Source organism: Rhizobium sp. UFLA01-1127, assembly GCF_059803845.1.
Map to the genome: position 1 here is coordinate 1 of NZ_JAUQTZ010000080.1, position 20,748 is coordinate 20,748.

Annotated in this window: 26 protein-coding genes; 20 read left to right on the forward strand and 6 right to left on the reverse strand. The window is 60.4% G+C overall.

From position 1 onward, the window contains the following. From Q4Q11_RS19580 to visR, 7 genes are all read left to right on the forward strand, one after another. On the forward strand, positions 1-832 hold an 832-nt coding region (locus Q4Q11_RS19580), incomplete at its 5' end, for a protein-glutamate methylesterase/protein-glutamine glutaminase (RefSeq protein WP_498570552.1). Next, a complete protein-coding gene (locus Q4Q11_RS19585; protein WP_112506626.1) occupies positions 832-1,221 on the forward strand; it encodes a response regulator in 390 nt (129 codons plus the stop codon). The genes Q4Q11_RS19580 and Q4Q11_RS19585, both read left to right, overlap by 1 nt. Then, on the forward strand, positions 1,218-1,772 hold the full coding sequence (gene cheD, locus Q4Q11_RS19590) for a chemoreceptor glutamine deamidase CheD (RefSeq protein ID WP_112506629.1): 555 nt from the start codon (positions 1,218-1,220) through the stop codon (positions 1,770-1,772). The genes Q4Q11_RS19585 and cheD overlap by 4 nt, the downstream gene beginning before the upstream one ends. Before the next feature lie 16 nt (positions 1,773-1,788). Beyond that, the gene (gene cheT, locus Q4Q11_RS19595; RefSeq protein WP_113213894.1) at positions 1,789-2,175 is read left to right on the forward strand and encodes a chemotaxis protein CheT; all 387 of its coding nucleotides are present in this window, start codon (positions 1,789-1,791) and stop codon (positions 2,173-2,175) included. Positions 2,176-2,340: 165 nt separating this feature from the next. After that, positions 2,341-4,017 (forward strand): flagellar basal-body MS-ring/collar protein FliF, encoded by a 1,677-nt coding sequence (fliF, locus tag Q4Q11_RS19600; protein WP_112506635.1) that lies wholly within the window; start codon positions 2,341-2,343, stop codon positions 4,015-4,017. Between the two features lie 516 nt (positions 4,018-4,533). After that, on the forward strand, positions 4,534-5,271 hold the full coding sequence (gene visN, locus Q4Q11_RS19605) for a transcriptional regulator VisN (protein WP_112506638.1): 738 nt from the start codon (positions 4,534-4,536) through the stop codon (positions 5,269-5,271). Positions 5,272-5,282: 11 nt separating this feature from the next. After that, positions 5,283-6,029: a transcriptional regulator VisR gene (visR, locus tag Q4Q11_RS19610; protein ID WP_112506641.1), complete on the forward strand. Its 747-nt coding sequence runs from the start codon at positions 5,283-5,285 to the stop codon at positions 6,027-6,029. Positions 6,030-6,157: 128 nt separating this feature from the next. Here visR and Q4Q11_RS19615 read toward each other — a convergent pair whose 3' ends face one another. The 6 genes from Q4Q11_RS19615 to motA form a co-directional block, all read right to left on the reverse strand. After that, positions 6,158-6,598 (reverse strand): BspJ family T4SS effector nucleomodulin, encoded by a 441-nt coding sequence (locus Q4Q11_RS19615; RefSeq protein ID WP_112506644.1) that lies wholly within the window; start codon positions 6,596-6,598, stop codon positions 6,158-6,160. Positions 6,599-6,603: 5 nt separating this feature from the next. Beyond that, entirely contained in the window at positions 6,604-7,683 is a 1,080-nt protein-coding gene (gene flhB / locus Q4Q11_RS19620; protein ID WP_112506647.1) for a flagellar biosynthesis protein FlhB, read from the reverse strand. A 93-nt stretch (positions 7,684-7,776) separates the two neighbouring features. Next, positions 7,777-8,820, reverse strand: coding sequence for a flagellar motor switch protein FliG (fliG, locus tag Q4Q11_RS19625; protein WP_112506790.1), 1,044 nt, complete (start codon positions 8,818-8,820; stop codon positions 7,777-7,779). 49 nt (positions 8,821-8,869) lie between these two features. Then, positions 8,870-9,400, reverse strand: coding sequence for a flagellar motor switch protein FliN (gene fliN / locus Q4Q11_RS19630; RefSeq protein WP_112506649.1), 531 nt, complete (start codon positions 9,398-9,400; stop codon positions 8,870-8,872). A 63-nt stretch (positions 9,401-9,463) separates the two neighbouring features. Beyond that, on the reverse strand, positions 9,464-10,408 hold the full coding sequence (locus Q4Q11_RS19635; RefSeq protein WP_113222655.1) for a flagellar motor switch protein FliM: 945 nt from the start codon (positions 10,406-10,408) through the stop codon (positions 9,464-9,466). 5 nt (positions 10,409-10,413) lie between these two features. Continuing rightward, positions 10,414-11,286 (reverse strand): flagellar motor stator protein MotA, encoded by an 873-nt coding sequence (gene motA / locus Q4Q11_RS19640; protein WP_112506654.1) that lies wholly within the window; start codon positions 11,284-11,286, stop codon positions 10,414-10,416. A gap of 222 nt (positions 11,287-11,508) precedes the next feature. Between motA and flgF the strand changes: the two genes are divergently transcribed. The 13 genes from flgF to fliP all read left to right on the forward strand — a co-directional run bounded on the left by flgF (position 11,509) and on the right by fliP (position 20,701). Then, entirely contained in the window at positions 11,509-12,243 is a 735-nt protein-coding gene (flgF, locus tag Q4Q11_RS19645; protein ID WP_113222654.1) for a flagellar basal-body rod protein FlgF, read from the forward strand. A gap of 11 nt (positions 12,244-12,254) precedes the next feature. Then, positions 12,255-13,640: a flagellar protein export ATPase FliI gene (fliI, locus tag Q4Q11_RS19650; protein ID WP_498570553.1), complete on the forward strand. Its 1,386-nt coding sequence runs from the start codon at positions 12,255-12,257 to the stop codon at positions 13,638-13,640. An 85-nt stretch (positions 13,641-13,725) separates the two neighbouring features. Further along, positions 13,726-14,271 (forward strand): flagellar protein, encoded by a 546-nt coding sequence (locus tag Q4Q11_RS19655; RefSeq protein ID WP_112506662.1) that lies wholly within the window; start codon positions 13,726-13,728, stop codon positions 14,269-14,271. Positions 14,272-14,389: 118 nt separating this feature from the next. Then, the gene (gene flgB / locus Q4Q11_RS19660) at positions 14,390-14,782 is read left to right on the forward strand and encodes a flagellar basal body rod protein FlgB (protein WP_112506664.1); all 393 of its coding nucleotides are present in this window, start codon (positions 14,390-14,392) and stop codon (positions 14,780-14,782) included. A 16-nt stretch (positions 14,783-14,798) separates the two neighbouring features. Next, positions 14,799-15,215 carry a flagellar basal body rod protein FlgC gene (gene flgC / locus Q4Q11_RS19665; RefSeq protein ID WP_112506667.1) on the forward strand — a complete coding sequence of 139 codons (417 nt, stop codon included), beginning with the start codon at positions 14,799-14,801 and terminating at the stop codon, positions 15,213-15,215. After that, positions 15,212-15,562 carry a flagellar hook-basal body complex protein FliE gene (fliE, locus tag Q4Q11_RS19670; protein WP_112506670.1) on the forward strand — a complete coding sequence of 117 codons (351 nt, stop codon included), beginning with the start codon at positions 15,212-15,214 and terminating at the stop codon, positions 15,560-15,562. The genes flgC and fliE overlap by 4 nt, the downstream gene beginning before the upstream one ends. 97 nt (positions 15,563-15,659) lie before the next feature. Continuing rightward, entirely contained in the window at positions 15,660-16,448 is a 789-nt protein-coding gene (gene flgG / locus Q4Q11_RS19675) for a flagellar basal-body rod protein FlgG (protein ID WP_113222653.1), read from the forward strand. Positions 16,449-16,482: 34 nt separating this feature from the next. Next, a complete protein-coding gene (gene flgA, locus Q4Q11_RS19680) occupies positions 16,483-16,968 on the forward strand; it encodes a flagellar basal body P-ring formation chaperone FlgA (protein WP_498570554.1) in 486 nt (161 codons plus the stop codon). Then, entirely contained in the window at positions 16,965-18,083 is a 1,119-nt protein-coding gene (locus Q4Q11_RS19685; RefSeq protein WP_112506677.1) for a flagellar basal body P-ring protein FlgI, read from the forward strand. The genes flgA and Q4Q11_RS19685 overlap by 4 nt, the downstream gene beginning before the upstream one ends. After that, a complete protein-coding gene (locus tag Q4Q11_RS19690) occupies positions 18,080-18,616 on the forward strand; it encodes a MotE family protein (RefSeq protein ID WP_112506679.1) in 537 nt (178 codons plus the stop codon). The genes Q4Q11_RS19685 and Q4Q11_RS19690 overlap by 4 nt, the downstream gene beginning before the upstream one ends. After that, positions 18,613-19,326: a flagellar basal body L-ring protein FlgH gene (gene flgH, locus Q4Q11_RS19695; protein WP_113213890.1), complete on the forward strand. Its 714-nt coding sequence runs from the start codon at positions 18,613-18,615 to the stop codon at positions 19,324-19,326. Before Q4Q11_RS19690 ends, flgH begins: the two co-directional genes overlap by 4 nt. Positions 19,327-19,451: 125 nt before the next feature. Continuing rightward, positions 19,452-19,946 carry a flagellar basal body-associated FliL family protein gene (locus Q4Q11_RS19700; protein ID WP_113213889.1) on the forward strand — a complete coding sequence of 165 codons (495 nt, stop codon included), beginning with the start codon at positions 19,452-19,454 and terminating at the stop codon, positions 19,944-19,946. After that, the gene (fliP, locus tag Q4Q11_RS19705; RefSeq protein ID WP_113222650.1) at positions 19,943-20,701 is read left to right on the forward strand and encodes a flagellar type III secretion system pore protein FliP; all 759 of its coding nucleotides are present in this window, start codon (positions 19,943-19,945) and stop codon (positions 20,699-20,701) included. Before Q4Q11_RS19700 ends, fliP begins: the two co-directional genes overlap by 4 nt. The last annotated feature ends 47 nt before the right edge of the window (positions 20,702-20,748 follow it).

Genomic DNA, 20,748 nt, shown 5'->3' on the forward strand with positions numbered 1-20,748 from the left:
GATCATGACGCTGAGGCCGATGCCCGTCATCATGGTTTCCACGATGACGCATCGCGGGGCGGATGCGACACTGGCTGCCCTCGAGATCGGTGCATTCGATTGCGTCGGAAAGCCCTCGCCGGGCGAACCGCATCCATTCGGCGACCTTGCGGACAAGGTAAAGGCCGCCGCCCGTTCGCAGCGGCAATATGTGAAGCCCGCGGCGCAGCGCGTGCCGCCGACGGCCACCGCCGATTTCCGTGTGGGACGCAAGATCGTCGCCATCGGCTCCTCCACCGGCGGCGTCGAGGCCCTGATCAATGTGCTGCAGAAATTCCCGGCCAATTGCCCGCCGACCGTCATCACCCAGCATATGCCGCCGACGTTCACGCGCAGCTTCGCCGAGCGGCTGAACCGCCTCTGCGCGCCGATCGTCCAGGAGGCGACCGACGGTGCGCGGCTGGAGATCGGCAAGATCTATCTGGCGCCTGGCGGCGAAAGGCATCTGCAGGTGGCCAACGCCTCCGCGCCCCATTGCCGTCTGGTGGACGGCGGGCCGGTGAACGGTCATCGCCCTTCCGTCGACGTGCTTTTTGATTCGGTTGCCGAATTGGCCGGCCGCAATGCCGTCGGCGTGATCCTGACCGGTATGGGGCGCGACGGCGCCGCCGGTCTCCTCAAGATGCGCCACGCCGGTGCGCGCACCATCGGCCAAAACGAGAAGACCTGCGTGGTCTACGGGATGCCGAGGGTCGCCTACGAGCTTGGCGCCGTCGAACAACAGTTTCCGCTGAACGCCATTGGCGAGGAAATTTTGAAAATCACAGCCGCCCGAAAGGAAGGGAGCGAATAATGTCTCTAGCGGAGAAAATCAAAGTTCTGATCGTCGACGATCAGGTCACCAGCCGCCTCCTGCTCAGCGATGCGCTGACGCAGCTCGGCTTCAAGCAGATCACGGCCGCCGGCGACGGCGAGCAGGGGATGAAGATCATGGAGCAGCAGCCCCATCATCTGGTCATCTCCGACTTCAACATGCCGAAAATGGATGGGCTCGGCCTTTTGCAGGCCGTTCGCACCAATCCGGCGACGAAGAAGGCGGCCTTCATCATCCTGACGGCGCAGGGCGACCGCGCGCTGGTCCAGAAGGCGGCGCAGCTCGGGGCAAACAACGTGCTTGCCAAGCCGTTCACCATCGAAAAGATGAAAGCAGCCATCGAGGCTGTGTTCGGAGCATTGAAATGATCGTCGAGGGTGCAGCCCGTCGCGTGCATATCATTCAGGGCGAGTACAAGGTCGTCAACGATCCCGAAGTGGTGCTGACGACCATTCTTGGCTCCTGCGTGGCGGCCTGTCTGCGCGATCCGATCGCCGGCGTCGGCGGCATGAACCATTTCCTCCTTCCGGGAATGGCGAATTCGCCGGTGAGCGGCGGCGATGCGACGCGTTACGGCGTGCACCTGATGGAACTTCTCATCAACGGCCTGTTGAAGAAGGGCGCGAGGCGCGACCGGCTGGAGGCAAAGGTCTTCGGCGGCGCCAAGACGATCGCCACCTTCTCCAATGTCGGCGAGCAGAATGCGGTTTTCGCCATGCAGTTTCTCAAAGACGAAGGCATACCGGTCGTTGGCTCCAGCACGGGCGGCGAGCATGGGCGCAAGATCGAATATTGGCCGATCTCCGGACGGGCCAGACAATACCCGCTGACCGGTGCGGAGACGCAGAAAACCGTCGCGCTGGAACAGCGTCCGGTCGTGGCTCCCAAGCCGGTCGACAACACGATCGAATTTTTCTGATCAGCGAGGCTACCGCATGACCCCCTTCCCGCGTATCGAGACGACCGCCGCCGAGGAAACGCTTCCGGCCATCCTTCTGCGCATCGTTTCCGAATTGCATGACGTCGCCTATCTGATCGAACGTGTCGAACCGCAGCTTCTCGATATCAGCGACGCCAACATACTGGCCTCGCCGGAAGCCATGAAGGTCGTCCAGGGCATCGATCTCGCCGTGCAGAAGACCCGCGGCATTGCCGAATTCATCGACACCATAGCCGGCACCATGCCGGAGAGCTGGACGGTGGACCTGGCGACGGCACTGAGCCTGGTCAAGCTGACGGAGATGCAGAGAGCGCTTGGCGGCGGCCTGCACGCGCATTCGCAGCCCATGGCGAAGGCGGCCGGCGACTTCGATTTCTTCTGATCGGGCATCCGCAATAGATACTGTTTTTCTTATATAAATTTCGCCGCTTTATGCGGCTTTTTCCTCTCTTTTTCGGCCGGACGAAACGCTCGCACAAGTTTCGATTTCTATTTTCGCCGCAGGGTACAAAGCCATCAGGTCTTTGACGAATCGTGCGAGAACAGAATGAATCTGTTAAATCAACTAGTTCCCTTGTTTCGGAACATTCAGAATCTCGGGAGAACGCGGCTGCTGATCCTCGGCGGTGTCGGCGCGGTCTCCATGCTGCTGATCCTGTTTGCAGCCCTCTACGTCAATAAGCCCGCACAGGAGACGCTTTATGTCGGCCTGGATGCGACCGATCTCAACCAGATCAGCATTGCGCTCGCAGAAGCAAAGATCAATTTCCAGGTCGGTACGGATGGCAGCAGCCTGACCGTTCCGGCAGGAATGACCGGCAAGGCCCGCGCGCTTCTCGCCGAGCGCGGTCTGCCCACCAGCGGCAAGGCCGGTTATGAACTCTTCGACAATGTCGGTTCGCTCGGTTTGACCTCCTTCATGCAGGAAGTCACCCGCGTCCGTGCTCTCGAGGGCGAAATCAGCCGCACCATCACCTCGATCGCCGGCATCAGCGCCGCCCGCGTCCACATCGTCATGCAGGACGTCGGCAACTTCCGAAAGGCGGATCAGAAGCCGACTGCATCGGTCATGATCCGTGCGAGCGCGGAGGCCGCCCGCAAGTCGGCTCCCGCCATCCGCCATCTCGTCGCCTCGGCCGTTCCCGGCCTGGAGGTCGATGACGTTACGATCCTCGATTCGACCGGCCAGCTGCTCGCATCGGGCGACGATCCCGGCAACGGCGCTCTCAGCCGCAATCTCGGCATCGTGCAGAATGTGCAAAGCGAAGTCGAATCCAACATCAACAAGGCACTCGCGCCCTTCCTTGGCATGGACAATTTCCGCTCCAGCGTCACGGCGCAGCTCAATACCGACAGTCAGCAGGTGCAGGAAACCACCTACGATCCGGATTCGAAGGTCGAGCGTTCCGTCCGCACCGTGAAGGAAGCGCAGAAGTCGCAGCAAAGCCAGCCCGACAGCGCCGCAACCGTGCAGCAGAATATTCCGCAGGCAGCCCCGCAGTCTGGTGGCAACACGCCAACGTCGAACGATCAGTCCGATAAGCGCGAGGAGCAGACCAATTACGAGATCAACAGCAAGACGACGGCCACGACGCGCAACAGCTACAAGATCGAAAAGCTGTCCGTCGCCGTCGTGGTGAACAAGGGTCGTATCGCGCAGATGGTCGGCCAGGGCGCCGACCAGGCAAAGATCGACGCCTATATCGCCGAGATGCAGAAGATCGTCGCGACGGCCGCGGGCGTCGATCCGGCCCGCGGCGACGCCGTCACGGTCAATGCGATGGACTTCCTGGATAACCAGCTGCTTGAAGATACGTCTGCAAGCTTCAGCATCACGGATATGCTGAGCCGCAACCTGGCCGGCATCATCAACTCGCTTGCCTTCGTCGCCGTCGCCTTCCTGATCGTCTGGATGGGCTTCCGTCCGCTGATCCGCTCGTTCGGAGGCACGGCAGGCGGAACGGAGCTTCCGGAAGCGGCCGGACTGGAATTGCCGGACTTCGCGCCCGCCGTGGGTGGTCCCGGCGCGGCACTGATGGACGGTTTCGGTTCGGACTTCGGCTTCGACAGCACCGACGATCTGCTGACGGCGGACGACGACGGCGGCACCTTCAACCGCCGGGTCAAAGAGGGGCCGGAGCGTCGCCTGTCTCGCATGGTGGAAATCAGCGAAGAACGCGCTGCAAAGATCCTGAGAAAATGGGCCGTCGACAAAGCGGCCTGACGAGAGGACAAGGACCGGGAGGCTTCCCGGTCCTTTTGCATTGCGGGATGTCGATATCCCAATCCCGGCCGAAATCTCGATGCCGCCTGTGATCAATTAGCCGCTGCTAAGTAAATTGACGTGTTCGTAAGATGGAATTTCCAAGGATATCCGGTTGCTGGGCTCAAAGAATCGACTTACAAATACTGTACCTATTCAATAATAACCGTTTATTCGGAATGAATTGGCGCGCTTCGGAAGCCTGGAGAGTTGCCGGCAGCGGAGCGTGAAACATAATTCGTGGTTCGTAGGTCGTGCTTGCAGCGGTATCGGGCAGCACGATTGCCGAGGTGGAATTCAGAGATGGGTGCGCTCATCGACCCGATCCGCCGGGATGTGTTTGTGTCGCGGTAAAGGAGATTCGGCTCCAATGCCTCAAGGGAATTCCTGTCGGTTTCCTGAGGTGATGTGCCGGTTTCTGACGGAACAATGCTCTCGTTGACGGCCGATCGTCCAACAGCGGCAGGAAATGCAAGTATGGACATGCAGATATCGCAGGCGAGCAAGGGCGATCGGGATGCGCGAGCAATCGCTCCCACCGGGCCGATGTCACGCGAGCAGCTCATTCTGCAGCTGAATGCCATTTCGGGTCCCATTTTTTTGCAAGCAGGGCTGCATGTGCTGGCCGCCTATGCCGGCGCGTCCCATTATCTTCTCATGCGCTGTGATCTCGTTCAGGAAAGCGGCCTCGACTTTGTGATCGCCTCTGATTGGCCCTTCGATCTCGTCAGGCGTCTGGCACCCGAGTTGACCGGCAGCTATGGCCGCATCGGCGAGCTGGAAAAATGCCTGGCCCTGTTCCAGCCGAGCTTGGCTTTACTGCCAGACGATGTCGTACTGCCCGATGGCGTGGGCCGGCAATACCACGCACTGACCTTCAACGTCGGGCGCTCACGCTTCTCCTTGTTGTTTCTCGCGCGCGAAGCGTCCGTGCCCTCGCCCGAACGCATGCGCGATGTCGGTCTGCTGGCAGGTTATCTCGCGAGTTCCGGTCGTTGCTTCGAAGGCAAATTGGAACGAGATTTCGATCTGACCGAACGCGAACTGGAATGCCTGTTCTGGATCGCCGAGGGCAAGACGAGCGACGAGATCGCCATGATTCTCGGGATCTCGCGCAACACCATCAATAACTACATCACCAGCGTCATGCGCAAAACCGCCACCAAGACCCGCTCGGAGGCAATCGCCTTCGCCGTGCGGAACAATCTCGTTTAAAGGCCGACCGGATGCGCTATCAGCCAGACAGGACGATGGATATGCCTGCCGAATCCAGGCTTACCCGTTCGGGGCGGATTTCCGGCCGTTCCGATCTCTTTCCGAAGCTGGTGTCGATGCAGAAGCTGATCGATGCGCAGCATTTTGCAGTCTACCGCCTTCATGGCTCCGGCCTGCCGCATAAGCAGCGTCTGGTGTGCGAGCTGGATAATTGGGGTTCCGCCAATTCCGTCGTCGGCAAATCCTTTGTCGAAGCCTATGGCGAAGCGCTGATCGAGCATATCGACAAATCGCTGCTTCCGCTCATGTGGAACGGGCGCGACAGCGACAGCACGGCCGAGACTCCGGATTTCGCAGCCTTCACGCAGCGGCTGAAGCCGCATCTCCTGCCTTTTGCAGGCGTTGCCTTTCCGGTGCGGCTCGGAGCGGTCGGCAACGGCTATATCGTCTTTACCGCGAAGTTCATGGATCTGCCGAGCGATATGATCATCGAACTGCACGGTCGCTGCTGCCGCATCATGATGGAACTGCTTTCCCTCGACGAACGTCGCTCGCAGGCAGCCGAGGCGCTGAGCGAGCGCGAGATCGTCTGTCTGCAGCTTGCCGGCGACGGGCGGATCAGCGAGGAGATTGCCGAGAAGCTGGGATTGTCGGTCCATACCGTCAACGCCTATCTCGGATCGGCGACGATCAAGCTCGACAGCGTCAACCGCATCCAGGCAATTGCGAAGGCGATCCGCTTCGGCTACATAAGCTGACGCTGCAGCACCCAGAGTATCCAGGAAAAGTGCGCAGCGATTTTCCGTCCGGAATTGCGTAAAAACAAAGGATAGAGCCTTTCCGCGATTCGAAGAAAAGCGGAAAGCTCTCCGGAATTGGAATTCTCTCAGATCACGCGTTCCGCTTCTCCGAGGATGACGTAACGCGCATCTTTCAAGCCGCGGGCGAGCAGGGCGGTATTTTCATCCGGGTCGGCCGATGCCTTGTCGAAGGCGATGTGATTGATCTCGATGCCGGCGTGATGTTCGGCCAGGGTCAGCTTGGCATAGATGGTAACGCCGCGCGGCTTGATTTCCAGGTCGATCGTAACTTCGGCAGGACCGCCCCAATCGAGCTTGTAGTCGCCGCCAAGCCCGAAATTGATCACACCGGGAAGAAAATAGAGCTCGGCCGCCGAGGCGACGAGGTCAGCGAGATTGCCGTAGCGTTCGAAGCGCAGCAGCGAGATCAGGTCGGCAGCGTCGAGCAGGCGCAGCTCACTCGCAACCGGGCTGATGGCTTCGGCAAGTATTTGTTCGCGTTGGGCAGAGTAGGGGCATTTTTTCATATCGTTTATCGTACCCGTTTTCTATTCGGCTGCGCGGCATAGATCCGATGGATGAGCTCGGCGACAGCCTTGTAAAATACTGACGGTATGACGCTATCAACCGAGACTTGCGCAAACATGGAGCGTGCGAGAGGCGGATCCTCGAAAACGGGAATGTTGTTGGCCTCCGCTATCTCTCTGATCTTCAACGCGATCAGATCCTGGCCCTTGGCGACGACGACGGGCGCGTCGTTTTCCTCGCGCACATAGCGAAGCGCCACCGCGAAGTGAGTCGGGTTGGCGATGACGAGGGTCGCGCGCGGCACCTGCTTCATCATGCGGCGGCGGGCGCGGTCGCGTGCGATCGAGCGCTGGCGCGACTTGACGATCGGATCGCCCTGGGACTGCTTGTGCTCGTCCTTGACCTCCTGCTTCGTCATCTTCAGCTGATCGAACCAGTGATGGCGGCTCCACAGAAGGTCGCCGACACCGACGACGACCGTCGCCATCAGCACGATGATCAGAATCTGTTGTACGATCGTCGACAGGCGCACGAAAATCGTCTGCGGATCGGAAACCATGGAATCGATCGCGCTGAAGAATTGGCCGCGCAGCGCGAAAAACATAACGATGCCGACGAGCACGATCTTTGCAAGCGATTTGCCGAATTCCACCAGGCCGGTGACGCTGAAGATGCGCTTGAAGCCCGCCATTGGCGATATGCGCGAAAACTGCGGCTGGATCCGGTCCAGAACGGGCGTGGGCAGGTTCTGGAATATCGAAGCGCCGATGCCGAAGACGAAGAAGAGCACGACGGCCGGCAGCACCACATTGCCGATTTCCCAGCCTATGCGGGTAAATAGAGAGATGGCATCGGGGCCGGTCTCGAGCTGCCATTGATCCGGCTTTTCGAACAGATCGCGCAGAACTTCGCCCATGCGGCCGATTCGCGTCGGCAGGAAGAAGGTGACATAGATGACGGTCGCCAGCATGGAGGCAAAGAGGGTCGCTTCCCTGGAGTGAGGGACATTGCCCTTCTCCATCGTATCGCGGAGTTTTTTCTCCGTCGGTTTTTCTGTTTTACTATCCTTGTCTTCGTCAGCCAAAGCAGCCGCCCTTTGCGCAACGGAAAGAGGCCGCGCATGACGCGCGGCCCATAGTTCGTCAGTCTACGATGCTTTAGCTGAGTCGCGCCGCGCCTATGCGGCTTCTTCCACAGGCGTATTTTCCTTGGCCTTGAGCTCGATCTGGCCGGAGTTGGCCAGACGGATGGCTTCCTGGGCGATGGCGCGCCGGGCAATGGCGATTTCGCGCGGGTTGATGCCGACATTGGTCATCTGCAGATCGGATTCGATCATGCGGCGCTGACGCGGGCTGATGGAGGACAGCACGATTTCGCGAATCTCGTTGCCGGATCCCCGCAGCGCCATCGTCAGGATGTCGGCGGCGATATCGTTGAGCAGCAGCACGCGGCTCGGCTGCGGCATGCGCGTAAGGTCGTCGAACAGGAAGATCTTGGGACGAACCTTCTCGACCGATTCCTTGTTGATCGTCTCGAGGGAACTCAGCAGGGTATCGACCTGCGGCTTGTCCAGCTCGTTCATCAGATCGGCGACCTTCGTGGAGCCGGACGCGTTGCGTTCGGCATCGATCTCCGTCATCAGCCCCAGCACGCGGTTCTCGATGATCTGGGCCGCCTTGGAGCTGACGTCCTTGATATTGACCGTGCGGTTCATGATGTCGGCGCGCTGGGCTTCCGGGAGCTGCAGCAGGATCTTCGCGCCGAAGGCCGAAGGCATCATCGACAGCACATAGGCGATGGTCTGCGGATGTTCGCGCTGGAAGAACTTGGCGACGAAGACCGGGTCGGCTTCGCCCAGGCGGTCCCAGATAGACGTCTCGTAAGCCTGGAATGCGGTGCGGCGGCCGAGCAGGCTGTCGACCTCGTCCGGCGTCAGGCCCTCCTCGAGAATGCCCTCGATCGCCTTGGCGTTGTCCATGAGACCGGCGCCTTCGGTAAAGAGATCCTCGAATTCCGCCACGAGCTGCGCCAGTTCGTCCGGCGGAATGAGCCTCAGCGATTGAGCCGAGGCAATGATCAGCTGCAACTCGTTCTGCGTGAAATATTTGAGCAGCCGCCCCGCCACCTGTTTTCCCATAGCGAGAAGGACGGCCGCTGCTTTTTCAGTCTGAGTCAACGGTTTCTCGGCAAGCGCGCCGCTGAAATCGTCAAAGTCCATCATGGTCTTCGTCTCCATCCCGCAGGGGGAGTGGGCTCATCCTGAGCCGGGTTCAGCTTTTCTTCGTGTTGTAAATTTCAGTGAGCTTGATGCCGAATCTGGTGTCGTCATGTTCCAGAACGGTAATCTCGCCCCGGCCGATCCTGCGGCCGTTCACGGTGATCTCGACGGGTTCGCCGATCTTCTTGTCGAGCGCGATGATCGCGCCCTCGGTCAGGTTCATCAGGCCGGACACCTGCATGCGGCTGCTGCCGAGCACGATCTGGACGTCGATCGGGATATCCATGATCAGGTCGAGGTTGGCGGTCAGCGCGCTGCCGGGAGCCGCAGGTGCCGAGGAAGAGCCGCCAAAATCGCCCTCGTCGAAGGCCGGGCCTGAATTATCGTCGCCGAAATCGCCGAAGGTGGAAAGGTCCGTGCCTGTTTCCGCGCCGAACGGATCGGTTTCGAAATCCGGCAGGCCGCCTTCGTTATCCTTTTTCAGGACGCCGCGCAGACCGTCGATGGCCTCGTCCAATGCGGCGTCGCTGCCTGAAACTTCCAGCGATTCCTCGCTGCTTTGCTGTATCGTCTTCGTAGCCATGAAATCACTATTCCAGTTGAAACTTGCCTCAAGCTGCCGTGGGCGGGTTCATCCACCGGCCGGTCAATTCATCAAGTGTCGAAGAAGCTCGTCGTCGGAATTGACGTTGTCCTTGACGCGCACCGTATAATTTTCGCCGGAACGGCCGAATTCGCAGATGTAAAGGTCCTTGCTGTTGGCGCTGACCTCGACCCGGACATCGCCGGTATCCATGAAGGGAATGACATCGCCGACCGCAAGCTTGGAAATGGTGTCGAGCGTCAGTGATTCCAGCCGGATTCGCGCCTCGAGCATCACCTGCGAGCGGCGCACCTGCTCGCTGAGCTGCTCCGACCATGCCTGGGAAGCAGCCGTCGTGTTCTTGGCGCGGGGCGCGCTGACGACTGTGCGCAGCAAATCGCGCTGGGGGACGATAATGACGATCTGGGAAAGCGACTTGCCGAGCGAGATCGTCATTACGATTGCGGCGGCGAAATCATTGCCGTCGTCGCCGACGGCGGCGGGACGGTCTTCGATGTTATAGGGCGGATCGAGATAGGGCTCGAAGCCACCGGACGCGTTGACTGCCGAGCGCAGCACGTTGGCGATTTTTTCGAACACCATGACCGAGAGGTCGAGTTCGATGACGGAAAGCGGCCGGGCAGCGGCGACTTCCATGTCTTCCGGGCGGGCGCCGAGCATATGTTCCATCATGGTCATGATGAAGCCTGAGCCGCAGCCGAGGATGAATTTCGGTGCCCAGTTGCGCAGCGAGCCGTTGACCAGGGCGTGATTGCCCCCAAGGCCGGCGATCAGGTCGTTCGTGCGGCCGGACTGGCAGCCGGAATAGGCGATATTGATATCCAGACCCGTCTCGCTCTTGATGATGTCGGGCAGGAATTCCGCATAGACCTGGGCGAAGGCGGCGCCGAACCTGGCAAGCGCCGCCTGATCCCCGAGATTGCCGGTAAGCTTGGCAACGACGGTACGGTCCATCGTCTGTGCGTTATGCGCTGATTGCTGGCTCATGGTCGTCAGGCTGCCTTGCTTTCACCGCCGGGGTTCATCATCTCCTGTTCGACGGCGTCGATCGAGGGACGCTCGTAGGAGGAGATGGTCTTGCGGCCGTATTCGAGCGCGACCTGCGGCACCGATCCGTTCATGTAGGCGAGCAGCGTCTGCTTCACGATCACGTAGAGGCGGTGCTGCTTGTTGCGCACGACCTTGATCTGGGAAACCAGCGGCGCACAGACGGAATAGGACAGGATGATGCCGAGGAAGGTGCCGACCAGCGCCGAACCGATGAGATGGCCGAGCACTTCCGGCGATTCGTTGATATGGCTCATGGCCTTGATGACCCCGAGAACCGCCGCCACGATACCGATGGCGGGGAACGAATCGCCCATGATCGTGATCGAATGAAAGGGCTTCATCTTGTCGTGCGTCATGGTGTCGAGCTCTTCGTCCATCAACGCCTCGATCTCGTGCGAGCGGGCGTTGCCGATGATGATGAGGCGGACGTAATCGCAGATGAAGGCCGTCAGATCCTTGTTCTTCAGAACCGTTGGCGCGGTCTTGAAGATTGTCGATTCGTCGGGATTGTCGATATGGGCTTCGATCTCGTTGCGAGACTTGGTGCGCAGGTCGCGCATCAGGGCATAGAGCACACCGAGCGTATCGAGATAGTCGCGCTCCTTCGGGACTGCATGGCGGAAGGCTTCTCCGAGCGCCTTGCCCGAATCCTTCACGACCTTCATCGGATTGGCCATGATGAAACCGCCGAGACCGGCGCCTGCGATAATGACAAATTCGAAGGGCTGGAACAGCGCTCCCACGTCTCCGCCCATAGCCATGAAGCTGCCTATGATGCAGCCGCAGGTCACTACAAATCCGATAATAATATTCATCGTCGGTCCACACCTGAACGTTGCTTCATACGATGAACTAGGGGACCTGCCTTGCGTGAGGCTGTTCGATCCGGCCTGAACGCGTCCTTTTTGCGTTGTCAGCTTCGCACAAGCCAAGCCCTGCAGGATAGCGGGTAAGGGCATCCATGCCCGCTAACGAAATGTAGGAGCGTCGCGGCGTTTCCTTTCCCGTTATTCTCCAATGTCCGGAGGGCCTGGAAAATGCAGTCTGGAATTTATGTGGCGCTGTCGTCCCAGATGGCGCTTGAGCGGCGCCTGACAACGATCGCCGACAACTTGGCCAACGTGAACACGACGGGTTTCCGGGGTACGGAAGTCAAGTTCGATCAGGTTCTGAGCAACACCCAAAACAAGCTCAACGCCAAGGTCGCCTTCGTTTCGCAAGGTAACGACTATCTCTCCGCCGACAATGGCGAACTTCAAAATACCGGCAATCTGCTGGATTTCGCCGTCAAGGGCGACGCCTGGTTTGCCGTCAACACGCCGGCGGGCCTGGTTATCACGCGCGACGGCCGCTTCACCATGACCGACAGCGGCGCATTGGTTTCTACGCGCGGCTTTCCCGTGCTCGATCCCGGCGGTGCGCCGATCCAGCTCGATCCGGCTGGCGGCGCGCCGGCCGTCTCGTCCAGCGGCACCATCACGCAGAATGGCCGGCGCATGGGTCAGATCGGCCTCTACAGCGCCGATGTCAGCAAGGGCTTCCTGCGCTACGAGAACAGCGGCATCCTGCCGACCGATACGCCGCAGCCGGTGATCGACCGTTCGAATGTCGGCGTCGCCCAGGGCTATCTCGAAAATTCCAACGTCAACGGCATGCGCGAAATGACCAATCTGATCGAGGTCAGCCGCGCCTTCGACAATATCAGCACGCTCACCAGCAGCAGCGAAGGCACGCTCACCGACGCCATCAAGACCCTCGGCGGCAGCCAGTAAAGAGGCGGAGGATGGTCGAGGATCGGTTGCTGGAGGGCGCCTTGTCGCCGAAGCTTTCGCATATGGCCGTTCTGGCCGGGCAATATGCGATGGCGGAAAATGCCGTGGCCCATGGCGGCCATGTGCGCACCATCGCCGCCGGGCACTATACGGTCGCAGGCCTCTCCAGGCAGGTGCGTCTCGGCGATTTCGTCGCCCATCGCTCCCAGACGGGCGTCCACCTCGGCGAGGTCGTCCGCGTCGAGCCGGAACTCACCTATGTCTGTCCGATCGAACCGGGTAAGCCGATCGGTATCCAGGATACGATCATTCGAAAGGGTGCCTTCCGTATCGCGCCTGACGAGAGCTGGTGCGGCCGCACGATCAACTCGCTCGGCGAGCCGATCGACGGGCTCGGGCCGCTGACGGCTGGCCTGGAATCGCGGTCGATTTCCAACACGGCTCCGCCGTCGATGACGCGCAAGCGCGTCGAAACCGGGTTCAGGACCGGCGTCCGCGCCATCGACATCTTCTCGCCGCTCTGCCTTGGCCAGCGCCTGGGCATCTTCGCAGGCTCGGGCGTCGGCAAATCGACGCTGCTGTCGATGCTGGCGAGAGCCGACGCCTTCGACAAGGTGGTGATCGCTCTCGTCGGCGAACGCGGCCGCGAAGTGCGCGAATTCATCGAGGATACGCTGGGTTCCCATATGCAGAAATCGGTGGCCGTCGTCGCGACCAGCGACGAAAGCCCGATGCTGCGCAAGATGGCGCCGCTTTCCGCCATCACCATCGCCGAGCATTTTCGCGACCAGGGCAACAACGTGCTCCTGATCGTCGACAGCGTCACCCGTTTCGCCCATGCCATCCGCGAAGTGGCGACCGCATCCGGCGAGCCGCCGATCGCACGCGGATATCCGGCTTCCGTTTTCACAGAGCTGCCGCGCCTTCTCGAGCGCGCGGGTCCGGGGCCGGAAGGTACGGGTACGATCACCGCCATCATCTCCATTCTCGTCGATGGCGACAACCACAACGACCCGATCGCCGATTCCACCCGCGGCATTCTGGATGGGCACATCGTGCTGCAGCGCAGCCTCGCCGAGGAGGGGCGCTACCCGCCGATCGATCCGCTTGCATCCGTTTCCCGTCTGGCCCGCAAGGCCTGGACATCGGATCAGGAGAAGCTGGTGTCGCGGCTGAAGGCGCTCGTGCATCGCTACGAGGAAACGCGCGACCTGCGCCTGATCGGCGGATATCGCCAGGGCAGCGACGCCGATCTCGACATCGCCGTGCGCCAGGTGCCGATCATCTACGACATACTGAAGCAGACGCCGGGCGAGGAGCCGTCGGCGGATGCCTTCACCGATCTTGCGACTGCTCTCAGGAACGCTTCGGGCGGTGTCCCCACGAGGGGCAAATGACGGTCGTCGGGAGCGGGATCGCGAATTTTTCCTATCCGCGGCCGATCGGGCATAGCGGAATTTCGTGCCGGAAGAGGGGCTAAACGTGAGAGAAGCCGATGCAGACGAAACGGTCGCTCCGCCGAAGCAGGCAAGGAAGCGGACAGTGGGGGACAAGGCCCTGGCCTTTACGGGGCTGGCGCTGGCCGGCGCCTCGGCCTTCTTTCCCTGGTACGTCTTCCTGAACCCGGACAAGTTCGGCATTCATGTGGCGGAAGGCGACCGCACCCGCGAACTGCCGAATTGGCCGGGCCGTCAGGTCGTCAGCGTGTCGCCGCTCGCCTTGGTCAACAAGAACCCCGGCCAGCCGAAGGATTTGATCCCCGATCCGCTGACGACGGCGACCGTCAGCAGTGCCGGCCGCGAGGACGACAAAGGGGCACCGGCCGACCAGCAGCCGTTTCCCGGCAAGTCGGCGTTCCATCTGCTGCATGTCGCCAATGGCCGGGCGCTGATCGAGGACGATACCGGCATGTATGTCGTGCGTGTGGGATCGATCCTGCCCGACGACAGCCGGCTGGCCTCGATCGAGCAGCGAGACGGAAAATGGGTCATCGTCACCTCGGCGGGCGATGTCTACGGCAACAATTGAAAAATCCGCAACCGCCTGGATTTCAGGCGTTTCGAAGAGCTTTGCAGGAACGCATTCCCCGCAAGTCCCACGCAAGATTATCCCGCTAGATTCCCAGTGTAAGAACGGAGAGAAGCCCATGCAACCCATTCAGCTCTTTGACCTGGCCTCGCGGCAAGCCGATTGGCTCCAGGTGCGTCAGCAGGTTGTTGCCGGCAATATCGCCAATGCCAATACGCCGAAGTTTCGCGCCAAGGATGTCACGCCGTTCCAGGCCGTTCTGGACAACCAGAATGTCAACATGGTCCGGACCAATCCCGCGCATCTTTCGGGCAACGAATTCAGCACGAGCGGCAACGTCAACGTCGAGGAAGCGTCGCTCAATCAGGAAATTGGTGTTCAGGAGTCGGGTAACACCGTCGGCCTGGAGGACGAGCTCGCCAAAGCCGGTGAAATCAAGCGTCAGTACAGCTTGAACACCGCGCTCGTAGGCTCCTTTCATCGCATGATGTTGATGACCGTAAAACAATAGATGAAGTGAAGATGTCATGGACCCCTTATCAGCCGCATTGAAAATTGCAGGCTCCGGCCTGGAGGCTCAGTCGACTCGTCTGCGAATCGTCTCCGAAAACATTGCCAATGCCCGTTCGACGGGCGACACCCCCGGCGCCGATCCTTACCGGCGCAAGACGATCACCTTTGGCGCCGAGATGGATCGCGCCAATGGCGTCGCCACGGTCGGCGTCAAGAAGCTCGGCGAAGACACGGGCAAGTTCGTCGAAGAATACGATCCCAGCAATCCGGCGGCGGACCAGAAGGGCTACGTCAAAATGCCCAACGTCAATATCCTCGTCGAGATGGCCGACATGCGCGAAGCCAATCGTTCCTACGAAGCCAATCTGCAGACGGTCAGGCAGGCTCGCGATCTCATCTCCTCCACTATTGATTTGTTGAAGAACCAATGATCGACTCGGTTAAGAATGTAGCTTCCCTCTCGGCGACCCGCGGCCTCGGCAGCATCGCCTCCGATATGACCTCCGCCGCGTCCAGCGTGCTGAATGCCTCGCCGGCCGTTGCCATGGGGGTGGACGCCGGAATGAGCTTTGCGTCGGTCATGTCGAATGTCGCGAAGGACTCCATCAATTCGCTGAAGGACGCCGAAAAAGCCTCCTTCGCCGGCATCAAGGGTACGATGAGCACCCGCGAAGTCGTCGACAAGGTCATGCAGGCAGATCAGACGCTGCAGACCGCGATCGCGCTGCGCGACAAGGTCGTATCCGCATTTCTCGATATTACAAGGATGCAGATCTAGAGCGGGCTTTCCCGCTCTAATTACCTGATTTGGCAAGAATTGTTCGCAAGCCTTTTCCTGGCTTCGAAGGTCTCGCCCTAGATCCAAGGACGAAAGCATGAGAGCGCTCGCAATCGCTGCCACGGGTATGGATGCCCAGCAGACCAATCTCGAAGTGATCGCGAACAACATCGCGAACATCAATACGACGGGTTACAAGCGCTCGCGCGCCGAATTCTCCGACCTGCTCTACCAGACCGAACGCGCCAAGGGCATTGCCAACAGGCCGAACCAGGCGGTGGTGCCGGAAGGCGCCAATATCGGTCTCGGCGTGCAGACAGTGGCGGTGCGTAACATTCAGGTCCAGGGGCAACTCTCGCAGACGCAGAACGATCTCGATATCGCGCTTGTCGGTCGCGGCTGGTTTCAGATTCAGATGCCCGACCGCACCATTGCCTACACCCGCGCCGGCTCCTTCAACAGAAGCGATACCGGCCAGATTGTAACTCCCGATGGCAACGTATTGGCGCCGGGTATCACCATTCCGAACAATGCCACCAATCTGACCGTCAACCAGTCCGGCCAGATCTCCGCGACTATCGGCACTGCGACGACGCCGACTGTGCTTGGCCAGCTGCAGATCGCCAATTTCGTCAACGAAGCCGGCCTGCAGCCGATGGGAAGCAATCTCTTCACCCAGACGCCGGCTTCCGGCGATCCGGTCGTCTCCGATCCGAACCAGAACGGCTTCGCCTACATGAAGCAATATTATCTGGAATCGTCGAACGTCGATCCGGTCAAGGAAATCACCGATCTGATCACTGCGCAGCGCGCCTACGAGATGAATTCGAAGGTCATCACGACAGCCGACGAAATGGCGCAGATCGTCAGCAAGAACCTGAAGTAACGAAAAGGACGGGCCGAACATGAAGTTTCGCCGGATGAAAAGCTTAGCAATGGCCTGGTTCGCCGCAGCGAGCCTCTCCGTCGTGTTCGTTTCGGTCGCGCCGGTCGGTGCCATGAGTGCCGATGGGCTTGGCCTCGGAACCGCCGTCGTCCCGACCGAGACGATCTATCCCGGCGATATCATCAGCAGCGGCCAGCTTGAGGAGGTCGAGGTCACCAACCCCAATCTGACCGGCGATTATGCCAAGCGGCTTCGCGAGGTCACAGGGTTGGTTTCCAAGCGGACGCTCCTTCCGGGCCACACGATTTCTATTGCAGCGCTGCGCCAGCCCTATGCCGTCACGCGCGGTTCCAACGTCCGCCTGGTAATGAACATGGGCGCCATGACGATTACGGCTGCGGGAACGCCGCTGGATGACGGCGCCGTCGGCGACAGCGTCCGCGCCCGCAACATGGACTCGGGCATCATCGTCAATGGCACAGTTCTCGAAAACGGTACGATCCGCGTGGTTGCGAAATGAAACGGCTTCGTCAATTGCTCGCAGTCCTGTTTGCATTGCCAAGCCTGATCGTCGCCGATCCGGCTGCAGCCATGCAATCGCGCATCAAGGATATCGCGTCGCTGCAATCGGGCCGCGACAACCAGCTTATCGGTTATGGTCTGATCGTCGGTCTTCAGGGGACCGGCGACGGCCTGCGTTCCTCTCCGTTCACCGAACAGTCCATGCGCGCGATGCTGCAGAACCTCGGCATCTCGACCCAAGGCGGTCAATCCGCCGCCAAGAACACGGCTGCAGTCATGGTGACGGCGAACCTGCCGCCCTTTGCGAGCCCGGGCAGCCGGATCGACGTGACCGTCAGCTCGCTCGGCGACGCGACGTCGCTGCGCGGCGGCACGCTGATCATGACCTCGCTCAGCGGTGCCGACGGTCAGATCTATGCCGTGGCGCAAGGCTCCGTCATCGTTTCCGGATTTCAGGCACAGGGTGCCGCCGCCACGGTGACCGAAGGCGTCACGACCGCCGGCCGCGTGCCCGGCGGCGCCATCATCGAGCGCGAGCTGCCGTCGCGCTTCAAGGATTCGGTCAATCTGGTGCTGCAATTGCGCAATCCGGACTTCTCCACCGCGATCCGCATTTCCGACACGGTCAATGCGTGGGCGACCTCGCGTTTCGGCTCGCCGATCGCGGAAGCCAAGGATTCGCAGGAGGTGACAGTCGCCAAGCCGAAGATGGCGGATCTGACGCGCCTGATGGCCGATATCGAGAATCTCGACGTGCAGACCGATACGCCCGCCAAGGTCGTCATCAACGAGCGCACGGGAACCATCGTCATCGGTGCCGACGTTCGCGTCTCGCCGGTCGCCGTCAGCTACGGAACGCTGACCGTGCAGGTGAGCGAAAATCCGCAGGTCATTCAGCCCGAGCCTTTCTCGAACGGTCAGACCGCCATCCAGGACCAGACCGACATTACCGCCACCAAGAGCGGCGGCCGTGTCGCCGTGCTGGAAGGGCCTAACCTGAAGACGCTGGTTTCCGGCCTCAACAATATCGGCGTCAAGCCGGACGGCATCATCGCCATCCTGCAAGGCATCAAATCGGCCGGCGCCCTGCAAGCGGAGCTCGTGCTGCAATGATATCGATCGCCATCGCCGGAAGAATGTCGCTCACCTGCGTCCTCGCGGCGAGTGCCGTGCTGGTGTCGTTCGGCCTGGCAGCGGCCCAGCAGGCGCCGAAGCCGGTCGATCCAGCCTCCAGCCAGGACGAAATCCGGCAATTCTGCACCAATATCGCCGATCCGGCGCGCGATCAGCGCTATCTGCTCCAGAAACAGGATCTGGAGCAGCTCCGCGCCGACGTGGATCAGCGCATCGCCACCATGGACAAGCGCAAGGCCGAATACGAGGACTGGCTGAAGCGCCGCAACGAGTTCCTAAAGACGGCGGATCTTGGCCTGGTGGATATCTACAAGAACATGAAGCCGGATGCGGCGGCGGCCAGCCTCAACGATGTCAAAATCACGGTTGCGGCTGCGATCATCATGAAGCTTTCGGCGCGCCAGTCGAGCCTCATCCTTGCGGAAATGGATGCCAAGAAGGCGGCGGTCATCACCAATATCATCGCCAGCGCATCCGATCCGAATACATCGAAGTCGAAGGACCCCTCATGAACACGCGTCTAACGGCCGCCTGCGCAATCGTCGTCTTCCTCGCCGGCTGCCAGTCGCAGGCTCTCAAGGAAATCGGCAGGGCGCCTGCCATGAGTCCGATCGGCAGCGGCCTGCAATATGCGCAGGCGCCGCAGATGCTGCAATATCCGAAGCGGCCGCATCAGGTCGCGCAGGGTTATTCGCTCTGGAACGATTCGCAGGCGGCCCTCTTCAAGGACTCGCGCGCGCTCAATGTCGGCGACATCCTGACGGTCACGATCAAGATCGACGACAAGGCGAACTGGGACAACGAAACCAATCGCAATCGCACGAACAAGAGCGATATGGGCTGGAACGTCACCGCCAAGATCTTTGGCTGGCAGCCGAGCACGAACGCGGATACGAAATATGGCTCCGACACGAGTACCGATAGCAAGGGCAAGATGCAGCGCTCCGAGCAGATCAACCTTCTGGTCGCAGCTGTCGTGACAGGCATTCTCGAAAACGGCAACCTGATGATCAGCGGCTCGCAGGAGGTCCGCATGAACCAGGAAATCCGCATTCTCAATGTCGCCGGCATCGTACGTCCGCAGGATGTCACCTCCGACAACACTATCTCCTACGACAAGATCGCCGAGGCCCGCATCTCCTATGGCGGTCGCGGCCGCCTGACGGAAATACAGCAGCCGCCGAGGGGACAGCAGGCCGTCGACCTGCTCTCGCCACTCTGATTTGATGGAGCGCTTCCGCTTTTCCCCGAATCGCGAAAACGCTCTATCCCTTTATTTTCTCGCAATTCCGGACGGAAAACCGCTTCGCACTTTTCCTGGAATTGCTCTAGTGGACGGATAGGGACATGGCAGCAGCCGCAGACGAATCGGCCAAGGGCAAAGGATCGCCACTGATCATGACGATCGTCGGATTATTGGTGCTGACCGTGCTCGGCGGCGGCGGCGGCTGGGTGCTCGGAACGGTCGTCGCGCCGAGGATCAAGGCAGCCACGGCCGCGGTGCAGGCGAACGCAAAGGCTGCCGGCGGCAGCAAGCAGGCTGCGGCGGCCGCCCAGGCGAACGGCATCATCGCTCTCGATCCGATCACCGCCAACCTCGCTTATCCCTCGCAGAACTGGATCAGGCTGGAGCTTGCGCTCGTTTTCAAAGGGCCGCCCGACGCGCAGCTTGCCCAGGCGATCCATCAGGACATCCTCGCCTATATCCGCACGGTTTCCTTGCAGCAGATCGAGGGTGCACGCGGCCTGCAATATCTTCGGGATGACATTCAGGAGCGTGTTGACCTGCGCTCGGAAGGACGAGTATCGAAAGTTATGTTCAGAACTTTCGTGATCGAATGAGTCGATTAGCACTTGCCCTATCTATATTAGTAATTGCTGCATTTTCGCCTGAACTGGCGATGGCGCAGCAATTGTCGCAACAGCTACCGACCGATCTTCTGAACGCGCCGGTCAACGGCTCGGTTGCCGCCTGGATCATCAGGACATTCGGGCTCCTGACGGTCCTGTCGATTGCTCCGGGCATCCTGATCATGGTGACGAGCTTTCCGCGCTTCATCATCGCTTTCTCGATCCTGCGCACCGGCATGGGTCTTGCGACGACGCCGTCGAACATGATCCTGCTCAGCCTTGCCCTGTTCATGACCTTCTATGTCATGTCGCCGACCTTCGATCAGGCTTGGAAGGATGGCGTGCAGCCTCTGCTTGCCAATCAGATTTCGGAGGCGGACGCCGTGCAGCGCATCGCCGAGCCCTTCCGAACCTTCATGTCGAACAATACGCGCGACAAGGATTTGAAGCTGTTCGTCGATCTGGCGCGGGAACGCGGCCAGACGGCCGTGGTCGAGAATAAGATCGACTATCGTGTCCTGATCCCAGCTTTCATGATCTCGGAAATCCGCCGCGGTTTCGAGATCGGCTTCCTTGTTGTACTGCCCTTTCTCGTTATCGACCTGATCGTATCGACCATCGTCATGGCGATGGGCATGATGATGCTGCCGCCGACGTCGATTTCGCTGCCGTTCAAGATTCTGTTCTTCGTGCTGATCGACGGCTGGAACCTTCTGGTCGGCAGCCTGGTTCGCTCTTTCCACTAAAGCAATTCCAGGAAAGTGCATCGCGGTTTTCCGGCCGGAATTGCGTA